Origin of the sequence: Faecalibacillus sp. TM498 (assembly GCF_020589955.1) — a bacterium.
In the GTDB taxonomy this organism is placed as follows: domain Bacteria; phylum Bacillota_I; class Bacilli_A; order Erysipelotrichales; family Coprobacillaceae; genus Faecalibacillus; species Faecalibacillus intestinalis.
This window is the reverse complement of sequence record NZ_JAJDKB010000065.1, coordinates 1-11635: the sequence shown is the minus strand read 5'-3', so window position 1 is coordinate 11635 and position 11635 is coordinate 1. Positions and strand designations below refer to the sequence as shown.

14 protein-coding genes are annotated in these 11635 nt (G+C 28.8%); 4 read left to right on the top strand and 10 right to left on the bottom strand.

Annotated elements, in window-relative coordinates; translation table 11 throughout:
• Positions 1 to 36 precede the first annotated feature (36 nt).
• The 10 genes from LJD32_RS13475 to LJD32_RS13430 all read right to left on the bottom strand — a co-directional run bounded on the left by LJD32_RS13475 (position 37) and on the right by LJD32_RS13430 (position 8335).
• On the bottom strand, positions 37 to 819 hold the full coding sequence (locus LJD32_RS13475) for an ABC transporter ATP-binding protein (RefSeq protein ID WP_227392632.1): 783 nt from the start codon (positions 817 to 819) through the stop codon (positions 37 to 39).
• Positions 820 to 1232: 413 nt separating this feature from the next.
• Positions 1233 to 2006, bottom strand: a complete 774-nt coding sequence (locus tag LJD32_RS13470; protein ID WP_227392631.1) for an HAD-IIB family hydrolase — start codon at positions 2004 to 2006, stop codon at positions 1233 to 1235.
• Position 2007: 1 nt separating this feature from the next.
• The gene (locus LJD32_RS13465; protein WP_227359020.1) at positions 2008 to 3039 is read right to left on the bottom strand and encodes a Gfo/Idh/MocA family oxidoreductase; all 1032 of its coding nucleotides are present in this window, start codon (positions 3037 to 3039) and stop codon (positions 2008 to 2010) included.
• Complete coding sequence (locus tag LJD32_RS13460) at positions 3029 to 4006, bottom strand: Gfo/Idh/MocA family protein (RefSeq protein WP_227392630.1); 978 nt, start codon at positions 4004 to 4006, stop codon at positions 3029 to 3031. The genes LJD32_RS13465 and LJD32_RS13460 overlap by 11 nt, the downstream gene beginning before the upstream one ends.
• Positions 4006 to 4926 (bottom strand): Gfo/Idh/MocA family protein, encoded by a 921-nt coding sequence (locus tag LJD32_RS13455; protein WP_032090344.1) that lies wholly within the window; start codon positions 4924 to 4926, stop codon positions 4006 to 4008. Before LJD32_RS13455 ends, LJD32_RS13460 begins: the two co-directional genes overlap by 1 nt.
• Positions 4923 to 5657, bottom strand: a complete 735-nt coding sequence (locus tag LJD32_RS13450) for an HAD-IIB family hydrolase (protein ID WP_227392629.1) — start codon at positions 5655 to 5657, stop codon at positions 4923 to 4925. The genes LJD32_RS13455 and LJD32_RS13450 overlap by 4 nt, the downstream gene beginning before the upstream one ends.
• On the bottom strand, positions 5638 to 6090 hold the full coding sequence (locus LJD32_RS13445; RefSeq protein ID WP_227392628.1) for a heme-binding protein: 453 nt from the start codon (positions 6088 to 6090) through the stop codon (positions 5638 to 5640). The genes LJD32_RS13450 and LJD32_RS13445 overlap by 20 nt, the downstream gene beginning before the upstream one ends.
• 118 nt (positions 6091 to 6208) lie before the next feature.
• Complete coding sequence (locus LJD32_RS13440) at positions 6209 to 7003, bottom strand: MurR/RpiR family transcriptional regulator (RefSeq protein WP_032090347.1); 795 nt, start codon at positions 7001 to 7003, stop codon at positions 6209 to 6211.
• Positions 7003 to 7737, bottom strand: coding sequence for an HAD family hydrolase (locus LJD32_RS13435; RefSeq protein WP_119363548.1), 735 nt, complete (start codon positions 7735 to 7737; stop codon positions 7003 to 7005). Before LJD32_RS13435 ends, LJD32_RS13440 begins: the two co-directional genes overlap by 1 nt.
• 67 nt (positions 7738 to 7804) lie before the next feature.
• On the bottom strand, positions 7805 to 8335 hold the full coding sequence (locus LJD32_RS13430; protein ID WP_227392627.1) for a TIGR00730 family Rossman fold protein: 531 nt from the start codon (positions 8333 to 8335) through the stop codon (positions 7805 to 7807).
• Between the two features lie 101 nt (positions 8336 to 8436).
• On the opposite strand from LJD32_RS13430, the gene LJD32_RS13425 reads away from it, so the two are divergent.
• The 4 genes from LJD32_RS13425 (at position 8437) to bilS (ending at position 11563) form a co-directional block, all read left to right on the top strand.
• On the top strand, positions 8437 to 9780 hold the full coding sequence (locus LJD32_RS13425; protein ID WP_227392626.1) for an FAD-dependent oxidoreductase: 1344 nt from the start codon (positions 8437 to 8439) through the stop codon (positions 9778 to 9780).
• A gap of 48 nt (positions 9781 to 9828) precedes the next feature.
• Positions 9829 to 10722, top strand: coding sequence for an ROK family protein (locus LJD32_RS13420; protein WP_106986840.1), 894 nt, complete (start codon positions 9829 to 9831; stop codon positions 10720 to 10722).
• Positions 10723 to 10791: 69 nt separating this feature from the next.
• Positions 10792 to 11142 carry a hypothetical protein gene (locus tag LJD32_RS13415; protein WP_032090352.1) on the top strand — a complete coding sequence of 117 codons (351 nt, stop codon included), beginning with the start codon at positions 10792 to 10794 and terminating at the stop codon, positions 11140 to 11142.
• Positions 11126 to 11563: a flavodoxin family protein BilS gene (gene bilS, locus LJD32_RS13410; protein WP_032090353.1), complete on the top strand. Its 438-nt coding sequence runs from the start codon at positions 11126 to 11128 to the stop codon at positions 11561 to 11563. Before LJD32_RS13415 ends, bilS begins: the two co-directional genes overlap by 17 nt.
• Positions 11564 to 11635: the final 72 nt, after the last annotated feature.

Genomic DNA, 11635 nt, shown 5'->3' with positions numbered 1-11635 from the left:
AGACTAAAATCCACTTTGTCATATCTAAAGTGGAATTTAACTTTTCACTTTAGAAGGTATATAATTTATAATGATATCTTTGATATTTCTTTGAATTGTCTTTAAAATATATTTAATATGATGAATTTTAGCCTTGGAGGCTGATGATTTCTTTTGATATGAAACAATATTTTCTTTATTTTCTTTTTCTAATTTTAATGTTTTATTTTCTAAAACATAAATATTATCACAATAATCCATCACACGTTGATCATGGCTAATAATAAAAATCATCATCTGTTCATTTCTTAATGATTGAATTGTCTTCATAATCATTGCAGCATGAACATCATCGAGATTTCCAGTTGGCTCATCTAATAACAATATTTTGGGATTTTTTATAAGCGCTCTTGCAATAGCAAGTCTTTGTTTTTCACCACCACTGATATTTTTTACCTTTGTATTTTTTAAACTTAAAATATCTAGTTTTCCTAAAGCGTCTAAAGCTTCTATTTCTTTACAATTAAGTGTGAGTATTAAGTTTTCTAAGACTGTAAAATTTTCAATGAGCTTAAAATCTTGAAAAACGATGTGTATTTCATTTCTTCTCATTTCATCCCATTTTTTTAAATCGAATGATTTAACATCTTGTTTATCTATTGTATATATACCTTCGTAATCATTATCTAAACCAAATAGGATATTAAATAACGTCGTTTTTCCACTACCACTTTTTCCAATAATCCCATTGATTGTATTGGTCTTATTAAATTGAACATTTAAATTTTCAAAGATAATTTTCTCATCATATCTTTTTGTTATATTCTTTAATTCCAACATGATACAAACCTCCTTTTTTATAATTTCATTATATAAAGGAGGTTTTATAGAGTAAATTCATCTTGATTAACAGGTTTGTTTTTATGATCAAGAGGTTAAATACAACAACACAATGATTGAAAATGAAACAAATTTATTATAAAACTCTTGTGAAAAATAAGTGTTGATGGATGACTACTTATTAGTTCTAGGGTGTGGTAGATAGCGCATGCAATTCTACTGGCTTACCTACACAATCATTGATGTAGATAGTCAAACCATGGGAAGGTGATTGGACCCCTAGCCTGGCACGGGCTAAAAATAATGTGACAATTGATTCAGGTTGCAGAGCATCGTCAATCAAAATAAAAAAGTATAGAAAATATATTTTTCTATGTTAAAAGGAACCATAATTTCGGTTCCTTCATTTTTTATTAAAACCAACCCATTTTTTCACAGATATTATAAATACCATCGTCAACATTTTTATCTGTGATGTAAGTTGCTTTTTCTTTTAAAGCATCACAGGCATTTCCCATAGCGACACCTGTCCATAAATCTTTATCAAACATATCAAGATCATTATAGTCATCACCAAAGACAACTACATCTTGAATAGGTGCTTGAAGTATTTCCATCATTTTGAAAATACCGCCTTTTTTATTATCTGGTTGAAACATTAAGTATTCTTTTTCAAAACGTAATGAGCCTAATTGATCTTTGTTTTGAAAAGAAGCTTCTTCTTTTTCATCTAAAGCAAGATAGATTTTATAAAAGTTTTCTACTTGTGTATAATCAAAATCTTGATCTAAAATATAAGTTGTTGGTTCTTTACGATAGCCTACTTGTTGAATAAATAAATCATTTTCACCATAGACTTCTTGACTATCATTGATTGCTACTAAATAACCAATCCCTTTTTTTTTAGCTTCTTGAATGATTTTTAAAGCTCCTTGTTTATCTAAGGGGATATTTTCTTTTAAAATACCATCTAATACAATTCCATTGCCCCCATTACAGACCATATTTTCAAAATTAAATTCTTTTCTTGTCTTTTCTGCTTTATAATGGGCTCTTCCTGTATTCAAACAAACAAAATGACCTGCTTGTTTAAGCTTTTCTAAAGCAATTTTCGCACTTGGGACAATTTGATGTGTTTTTAAATCAGTTAGTGTTCCATCAATATCAAAGAAAAAATATTTTTTCATACTACTTTAAATCCTTTACTCCTGTTTCTAACATTTCCATTTGTAGAATTGTTTGCCATGGTTGGATGACTTGTTCCTTACCATTTACAATACTATCATAGATACCATCATACACACGTGCATAGTCGCCGTCAACTGTTGGAACTTTTTCTTCATGATAAATACCATCTTCATCATAATAAGTAAGAGTTCCATAATGTTCTGGTAAATCTTTTCCAAAATCACTATTAGTAGGCATATGGAAAAGTTTTAAATGTTCTTCTTGTCGATCTTTACTATATTTTTCAAACATTCCCTTTTTACCATAAACGATAAAAGAAGGTCTTGATTTTACCCTAAAGTAACTTGATTTAACGGATACTTTTAATGTTCCATAATAAAGATCAAGATCAAAATAATCATTCATACGACCTGTTCCTAAAAGTTGTCTTACATCATAATGAATATCATCAGGTTTTCCAAAGTAAGAAATGACTTGATCCAAAGTATGACAACCATGTCCATATAAATAAGACATTGCTGGATCAAAATGATCAACACTTTCAGGTATTTCAGGACGATAGTAATCGAAATGCATTTCTAATTCTAATAAATCTCCTAATTTCCCTGATTCAATCACTTTTTGTACAGTTAAAAAGTCACTGTCGTATCTTCTATTTTGATAAGCTGAACAATAAAGTCCTTTTGATTTTGCAAGTGCAAAGATTTCTTTAGCTTGTTCACTATTTTCCATAAAAGGCTTTTCACATAAACAATGTTTATTATGTTCAAGTGCTTTTTTAGTATATTCATAATGATAATGATGTCCTGTACATACAACCACCATATCAATTTCATCATCTAAGAAAATATCATCTTGATTTTCAGTATAGTTAACTCCTTCAATTTCATCCCATATATCATGATGAATACGTGGATTATAAATTGTTTTAACAATAAACTTATCTGGTCTTTGCATCACAAATGGTAAGTGATAACGATTGGTACTTTTTCCATTTCCAATATATCCTAAAACAATTTTATTATTTATCATTATCAAACACAATCCCTTCTTGCATTCTTCCTTCTTCCATTAATTTAGAAATCAATAATGAAAGTTCTAACATTTCTTTTTGTTTTTTAATATCATTTTCTTTAATCATTCTTATAAATTCTTTAAATTCATAAATTAAACGATGTTTCTTTTCAAAAGATTTTATTTCACTTGTCCCATCGTTATAACAGATTTCATATTCTGTCATTTGACTTAACGGACATTTAACAACGATTGCTCCTAAGTTTCCTTGAATCGTATTCATTAAAGGCGCTTTACAATCTTTAGCCCCAATACATAAAGCTTTAAAATGTTCAAAATCAAAAATCATCATCCCACTTGTATCAATATTTCTTTCAATATTTGCCATATATTTATGATAAACAGGTTTCCCAAATAAATCGATTAAAGCATGAATGTTATAAACATTTAAATCCATTAAAGCTCCACCAGCTTTATGAAAGTCAAAAGCTGGTAAAATGGTTCCTTCTTTAAAAGCATTATATCTTGATGAATATTGCGAATAGTTAAATGAAACAATTTTAATATCTCCTAATTTCTTTAAATCTTCTTTTAATGAAAGAAAAGCAGGTGTGTAATGTAAATTCATAGCTTCAAAAATCATTAAATTCTTTTTATTGGCGGTTTCAATTAAATCTTCTAATTCTTTACTATTCGCTGTAATTGGTTTTTCAATAATGACATTTTTATCATTTTCTAAAGCTTTTTTTGAAAATTCATAATGTAGATGATTAGGTAAAGCACAATAAATTGTATCAACATCACTTTGAAGTAATTCATCATAATCTGTGTAAACTTTATCTAAATGATATTTTTCAATTAGTTCTAATGCTTGTGATTTTGATTTTTTTGTTGAAAAAAGATAAGTCTTTTCAACGCCAAGTTCATGATACATGGTAAGAACATCTTTAACGATCATTCCTGTTCCTAAAATTCCTAGTTTCATTATTTTGCTTCCTCTCTAATTCTTTCAATTGTTTCTTGTAATTTTTTTGAATCTTGTAATGTATGTGTTGATTGATTATGATTAATTAAAGCTTGTATTTCTAAAGTCATGTCATCTCCTTCAATTGGATATGTTTTTTGAATGACTTCATTTTCTAAATGAATTGTGTATTCAACCACACGGTTAAACATTGGGACATAGATTTCTCCCTTTTCTCCTTTAATTAAAGCATAACGTTCTTTATTATAATTAATTGAACCTTCTACTTTTCCTTGAACTTCATTTTTAAAATTTAAAGTTGCTTTAAAATTCATTTCAATCTCATTTTCTTTTTCAATATGAGATTCAACACTTTCAACTGGTGCATCCACTAAACCAAGGACAAAACCAACGACATAACTTCCTACATCATTTAAAGCCCCACCTTGTTTTGGATCAAACAAGTAAGAATCTTTTTTATCTGTCCCATCAAAACAAAAGTTTGCTTCAATTGATTTTAATTTTCCAATCAACTTTAAATCTTCTTTTAAATAATCAAAACCTACATTAAATTTTGTTTTAAAAGCTTCTAAGCAATAGCCTTGATATTCTTTAACATATTGATTAATTTCATCAATATCTTCACTTTTTAAGACAAGTGGTTTTTCACATAAAACCGCTTTATGATGTTTAATGGCTTCTATAATCCATTTTTTATGTTCATAGTGAGGAACTGCAATATAAACGGCCTCAATATCTTCATCTTTTAAAAGTTCCTCATAATCACGATAAAGTTTAACTAAAGGATGACTTTGTAAGTAACTGTCGTTTTCATCTAAAGAATGTGAGGCAATGGCATGCACTTTCCCCCCACTAGTATAAGTAATACTTTTAACAAACTTACGCGCTATGTTTCCATAACCTATAATTCCAAAATTCATTTTTCTACCTCCAATAACGCTATTGCTTCAGCAATATCATTAACACAATAATGTACTTGTTTTTGTATTTCTTGAGGGGATGTTTTAAAAGTAAAGGCTGTATCTACGACTTTTAACATCGGTAAGTCATTATAGGAATCCCCTATTCCTGCTACCTTTTCTAAGTGATAATAATCTTTAATGATTTTGATTCCTGTTCCTTTTGAACAGCCTTTTCTTACAATATCAATTGAATTTCTATTTTGAAAACCTTCAACTTCTTGATATTTTTGATTAATTTCAAGACATGCTTTCTTGGTTATTTTGTCATCTTTAAAAATAAGAGATATGCCATAAATTATTTCATGCTCTACTTCTTTAAAAGAAGAAATGACTTTTAATTTAGGATTATAATCTTCTTTAAGGGTTGCATAAAAGACATCTGCATTTCCTGTTTGTAAAATGATATGTGCTTTCTTTTTATATTCATTAAAGATTTGTTGAACGATTTCTTTTTTCATTGAAAAATCTTGAATGATATTGAAACCTTTATCTAAGATCATTGCTCCTGAAGAAAGAATATAGAAATCTAATTTTAGCTTTTCTAAATCAAACAGGGCACATCGAGGTCTTCCACTACATACTCCAAAAAGATGTTCTTTTTGATACTTTTCAATAGCCTCTTTATCTTGTTTTTTTATTTGTTGATTAAAAACAAGTGTGCCATCTATATCACTTGCAAGTGCCTTCATCTTTTAGTTTCCTTAAACAATCAACGATGACTTGATGATCTTCATCATGGACGAGCCCTGAAACAAGAATGCTTCCTCTTAATTCACCACGAATAATTAAAGGAAAACCTCCCCCACAAATAACAAGACTTTCATCTTTTTCATCTTCTTGATACGTTCCATTTTCTTCATTTTCTAAATAGATGTAATAACTACTATGTCCATATTTTTCAACTGTTTTTTGTTTACGATCAAGCCAAATGACTCCTTTTTTACCATCCATTAAATATTGAAAAACAATATCTTTATCTAAAACAATACGGATTCTAACATTTTTTAAATGATTCTTTTCAATATGATCTTCAATGATTTGTCCTAATTGATAGGCATCATGATTATTGAATTCTTGAAAAGAAAGTTCTTTTTCTAATTGTAAGACTTCTTCTTTTGTCATCTCTTTCACCTCAATTTTGTTATAACATATCTTCTTTCTCTTTTTAAGAGATGCATCTCATTATGGAAATAAGGTTCAAGGTAAATGAAAAAAAGCTCAGTTAAACTGAACTTTTGGTTCACTTATTTTTAAGATGATAAATAAGGGCATGTAAATTATTTAAGATGTACATAAAAGCAAGTTGAGAATAAAAGGTTGCAATCTTGTTTTGTTTTTCATAGTCAGGAATCATAATCTGATATTGACTATAAACAACAAGTGGACTTTGAAGATTAGCAGTAACCAAAGCTGTTTGAATTCCTTTTTGATTTAAGATTTTCATACATTCTAAAAGGGATGTATTTTCTCCACTATAAGAGATAAACAAAGCAAAATCTCCTGGCTGTAATTGTTTGGAAATATAGATTTCTTCCCCGTATTGAGTTGCTAAGACAGGAAATAAGTTAAGCTTTGCAAGTTTATTAATAAAGTTTGCTGCTGTTATTTGGCTATCGCCATAACCATAAATAAAAACTCTTTTCTTTTGTACCATCAATGTTGCTATTTTATTTAAGGTCTCAATAGATAAATGATGATAGACTTGTTGAATACTTTCTTGATAAAGAGAAAACATGTTTTGAATGATTTGTTCACTTGTTTCATTGACTTGAAATGGGATTGTATAGTCTACTTGACTTACCATATATTTATTAGCTTCAAGTTCCTGTAATAAAGCCAATTTAAATTGTCGATACCCTTGATAGCCTACTTTATGACATAAACGAATAATCGTGGCATTTGAAGTATAGCTCTTTTTTGCCAGATCATTGATTGAAAGTAAAGTTAAATCTTCTAAATGATCTAATAAATAATCAATGACTTGTTGTTCTGATTCGGTATAATGATTTTCTTTAAGTTGTTGTAATATTTTCATTATTCTTTCATTAAAATATCAAGCGCTTCTTCCACACTATCAACTACATCATCAACAATCGATGTTAAACTTTCTGGTGATGTTGGAAAAGTAAAAGAATGATCCACTGTTTCTAACATAGGAATGTCATTATACGAATCCCCAATTCCGGCAACTTCCTCTAAATGCATTAATTCTTTTAATTTTAAAATTCCTAAACCTTTAGAACATCCTTTTTCAGTAATATCAATATATTCTTTATTTTGATGTGCAGTTAATTCAGGAAAATGTTCTTCAATATCAAGACACACTTTTTTAGCGTTTTCATCTGTTTTTGCATTCATGGATAAACCATAAATATCTCCTTCTACTTCATCTAAAGAAGTAATAACTTGTCTAACCATTGAACCTAAGTCTTCTTTTAAAAATGTATAGATTTGCATATTGGCTTGAATAAAAATATCATAATCTTTTTGATAACGATCATAAAATTCATGTAATAAATGTTTAGAAATCGTACTTTTATAAATAACTTCTCTTTCTTTATTAAGTACAAGTGCTCCTGTACATAGAATATAGAAATCAAAATCAATATAAGGCTTACAAAATTCATAGATGCCTTTAAAAGGTCTTCCACTACATAAACCAAATAAATTACCCGCTTTTTGAAACTCTTTGATTTTCTTTAAATCCCCTTCTTTAAATTTTTCATTAAATAATAATGTTCCATCATAATCACTTGCTAGTACTTTCATAATAATCCTCCAATGCCTTTATTGTAGTTTATTTTGTAAAAAAAGAAAATCATTTTCATCGATTTTCTTATTTTAATATTTCTTTTATTTCCTCTAAATTTTCCACAAAATAAATACCTTCTTGTTTTTCTTTAGAGGATAAATCAAAAGTAATCATCTTATCTAAAAGTTTCTTTAAATCATCATAATATCCATTTAAATTATAAAGCATACAAGGTGTCTTTAAATGTTTCAATGAGACTTTAGACATGACTTCTGTAATTTCTTCTAAAGTTCCTGTTCCTCCTGGAAAAGCAATAAAAGCATCCCCTAATTCAATCATTTTTGTTTTTCTTTCACTCATATCTTGTGTCACAATTAATTGTGTTATTTTAGGATAATCAAAACCGGCATCAATGAAAAATTGTGGTTCCACACCTATGACTTTTCCCTTTGCTTTTAATACACTTTCAGCCAATTCTCCCATTAAACCACATTTAGAGCCTCCATAAACAAGTGTATGTCCATTTTCGCCAATCCACTTTCCAAGTTCTCTTGCTGCTAAAATAAGATTTTGATCATTTCCATTACTTGCCCCTAAATAAACTGTTATATTCATGTATACCTCCAAAATTTATAAATCTTTTTTATCCTTTTGATTATTATATCATTTTCTGTATAAAAAATGCGTTTTTGTTTCATAATAAAGCAGGTGATTTTATGAATGAATCTTATTGGCAAAAGACAAGTCAACATCCTTGTTTTAAACAATTAAATAAAGATATAAAAACCGATATTCTTATTATTGGCGGTGGTCTATCCGGCATTTCATGCGCTTATCAATTAAAAGAAACAGGTAAACAAATAACTATTGTTGAAAAGAATCTTTTAGGTAGTCATACCAGTGGACATACAACGGCTAAAATTACTCTTTTACAAGATCTTATTTATCAAAAACTTGTAAAACATTATAATATTGAAACAGCTTATCTCTACTATCAAAGTCAAAAAGAAGCAATGAAAGGTATTAAAGATTTAATTGAAAAAGAAAAAATCGATTGTTGTTTAAAAGAATGTACGATGTCTTTATATACCGATGATTTAAAAAATGTTGGAATGCTTGAAAAAGAACAACATTATTTACACCTCTTTGGTGAAACTATTTTTGACAATCAAAAACATTTAAAAACAATCAGTTTGCATCATCAATATATCTTTCATCCTTTAAAATATCTCTATCATCTTGTGGAATGTTGTCAAAAGAAAAATGTTCAATTTTATGAACATAGTCGTGTTGATAAAATCATAAAAAGAAAAAACGATTTTCTTGTCTATGTACAAGGACATCGTATTATCTGCCAAGATCTCATTCATGCCTCGCGTTATCCTTTTATAAAAAAAGGTTTCTACTTTTTAAAAATGTTTCAATCTTTAGAAAGTGTTGATTTAAAACAAAGAACAGGAAATCAATGTACCCTCTCTATTGATCTTACAGAAAGTTATCGTCCTTTAAAAAATCATGCTTTAGTTATTAATTCTAAGAGTAAGGACTGGTTTGCACAAGATACGATTCCTTTAAGAGGTATTCCTTATATGGGGCGTTATAAAGAACATGAATATTTTATTTATGGTTTTCAAAAATGGGGTATGACAAATTCTTTTTTAGCGTCTAAAATCATTAAAGATCTTTATTTAAATAACGATAATGCCTATCTTTCCTTATTTTCTTGTCATTATTATTCTTTAAGCTATTCTAAAATATATTTGAAACAAATGCTTCATCACCTTTATCTTGGTTATGTCAAATTTCATTTTCGTACCAAGAAAAATTTACAAAGAGGTCAAGGAGGATTAATGAAAATCAATCATAAACTCTATGCTGTTTATTTAGATAAGCAAAGCATTTATCATTATTTTTCTCCCTACTGTCCTCATTTAAAAGGTCTACTTTCTTTTGATGAAAAAAATCAAATATGGCATTGTCCCTGTCATCAATCTGTTTTTGATTGTTATGGAAAACTTATTGAAGGGCCTTGTTTAAAAGATATGAATAAACAAAAATGATACCTATTTCATTTCTTCTATTATATAATAATGTATGGGAGGAAGTTTATGAAAACATATTTAACATTAGATGTTGGTGGCAGTGCCATCAAATATGCGCTATTGCAAGAAGATTTAACTATTTTAGAAAAATCAAGTGTACCAACTCCTATGGACACCCTTGAAAACTTTATTGAAACAATTGGAAAAATCTATGATCAATTTCAAGATCAGATAGATGGTATGGCTCTTTCTATGCCTGGCATCATTGATCCTGAAAGAGGCTATCAATATACTGGTGGTGCTTTACGTTATATTGATAAATTAGAAACTGTAGAAGTTTTAAAGAAGCGTTGTCCAACAAACATTACAATTGGTAATGACGCTAAATGTGCCGCCAATGCGGAAATTGGTTTTGGAAATCTCCAAGATATTCAAGATGGCGCTGTGGTTATTTTAGGAACAGGAATTGGTGGATGTTTGATTAAAGATCATAAAGTTCATACAGGAAAACATTTTTCAGCGGGTGAATTTTCTTTTATTAAAACAAACAACTTAGATCCTTTTACTTGGAATCATGCTTGGTGTACGAGAAATGGTATTTCTGGGTTATTACAACGTGTTCAAGAGGCACTTGAAACAGACAAAGAATATACTGGAATTGAAATCTTTGAAATGGCTAATAAGGGTAATGAAAAAGTCATTGCTGGAATCGATGCTTTTGCCAAGGAAGTCGCAACTCAAATCTTTAATGTACACATTATTTTTGATTGTGAAAAAGTGGCTATTGGTGGTGGTATATCTGCCCAACCATTACTTATTGAACTCATTAATAAAAATATGAATGAAATTTTTGATAATTTACACTTTGATGTTTATCATCCTGAAATTGTTCCTTGTAAATTTAGAAATGACGCTAATTTAATTGGTGCTCTTTACCAACACATTCAAACTTTTAAATAATTTTCTCTTTGAGAAATATCTTTTTTAAAAACTAAAATCAGTGTACAATAACATTGAGGGGTGACAATTATGCAAGTAGTATTTGTTGTTTTACATAAAACAGAACTTTTACAAAATTTATTAACAAGTTTAAAAAAAGCAGGAGTAAGTGGTGGAACGATTCTTGATTCTCAGGGAATGATTTCTTATATTCAAGAAAGTGATGAAAGTTATATCTTAGGTTCTTTAAGACTTTTCCTTGAACAAGCACGTCCTGATAGTAAAACAATGTTTTTCATTATTAACGATGAACAAACAGATCTTGTTTTTGATACAATTGATAAAGCTTTGGGCGGTTTAAAAAAACATAATACAGGGATTGCCTTTGCAATGCCTATTACAAAAGTTGCAGGAGTTGTAAAAGATGATTCATTATTTTAGTCAAACAGGAAACACCAAACTCCTTGGAGATTTTTTAAAAGACAATATCAACGATTCAAAAACAATCTATGTTGGTTTTTGGACAGATAAAGGAAACGCCAATCAAGAAGCTTTAGATTATTTAAAAACATTGCATCATCAAAAAATCTTTCTCTTTGGAACTGCTGGTTTTGGAAAAAGTGAAGAATATTTTAAACGTATTATAAATAAAGTGAAAGAAAGCATTGATTCAACCAATGAAGTTGTTGGAAGTTTTATGTGTCAAGGAAAGATGCCTGACTCTGTTCTTCAACGTTATCTTTCTTTAAAAGAAAGTGACAAGGCACCAAAAAATATTGATTTACTTATTGAAAACTACTATGAAGCACTAAATCATCCAAATGAAGAAGATTTAGAAAATTTGAAAAAGGCTATCGTTTAATGATAACCTTTTTCTATTGGTATATTAAATTATCCGGTGCTTAGAGGTTCGCTCTAAATTATTAGGCGGAGT

Coding starts and splice junctions, on each gene's coding strand:
- LJD32_RS13475 (WP_227392632.1), bottom strand. CDS start 819: ATGTTGGAATTAAAGAATATAACAAAAAGATATGATGAGAAAATTATC.
- LJD32_RS13450 (WP_227392629.1), bottom strand. CDS start 5,657: ATGAAGGCACTTGCAAGTGATATAGATGGCACACTTGTTTTTAATCAA.
- LJD32_RS13465 (WP_227359020.1), bottom strand. CDS start 3,039: ATGATAAATAATAAAATTGTTTTAGGATATATTGGAAATGGAAAAAGT.
- LJD32_RS13430 (WP_227392627.1), bottom strand. CDS start 8,335: ATGAATATAACAGTTTATTTAGGGGCAAGTAATGGAAATGATCAAAAT.
- LJD32_RS13440 (WP_032090347.1), bottom strand. CDS start 7,003: ATGAAAATATTACAACAACTTAAAGAAAATCATTATACCGAATCAGAA.
- bilS (WP_032090353.1), top strand. CDS start 11,126: ATGATTCATTATTTTAGTCAAACAGGAAACACCAAACTCCTTGGAGAT.
- LJD32_RS13435 (WP_119363548.1), bottom strand. CDS start 7,737: ATGAAAGTACTAGCAAGTGATTATGATGGAACATTATTATTTAATGAA.
- LJD32_RS13425 (WP_227392626.1), top strand. CDS start 8,437: ATGAATGAATCTTATTGGCAAAAGACAAGTCAACATCCTTGTTTTAAA.
- LJD32_RS13420 (WP_106986840.1), top strand. CDS start 9,829: ATGAAAACATATTTAACATTAGATGTTGGTGGCAGTGCCATCAAATAT.
- LJD32_RS13460 (WP_227392630.1), bottom strand. CDS start 4,006: ATGAAACTAGGAATTTTAGGAACAGGAATGATCGTTAAAGATGTTCTT.
- LJD32_RS13455 (WP_032090344.1), bottom strand. CDS start 4,926: ATGAATTTTGGAATTATAGGTTATGGAAACATAGCGCGTAAGTTTGTT.
- LJD32_RS13445 (WP_227392628.1), bottom strand. CDS start 6,090: ATGACAAAAGAAGAAGTCTTACAATTAGAAAAAGAACTTTCTTTTCAA.
- LJD32_RS13415 (WP_032090352.1), top strand. CDS start 10,792: ATGCAAGTAGTATTTGTTGTTTTACATAAAACAGAACTTTTACAAAAT.
- LJD32_RS13470 (WP_227392631.1), bottom strand. CDS start 2,006: ATGAAAAAATATTTTTTCTTTGATATTGATGGAACACTAACTGATTTA.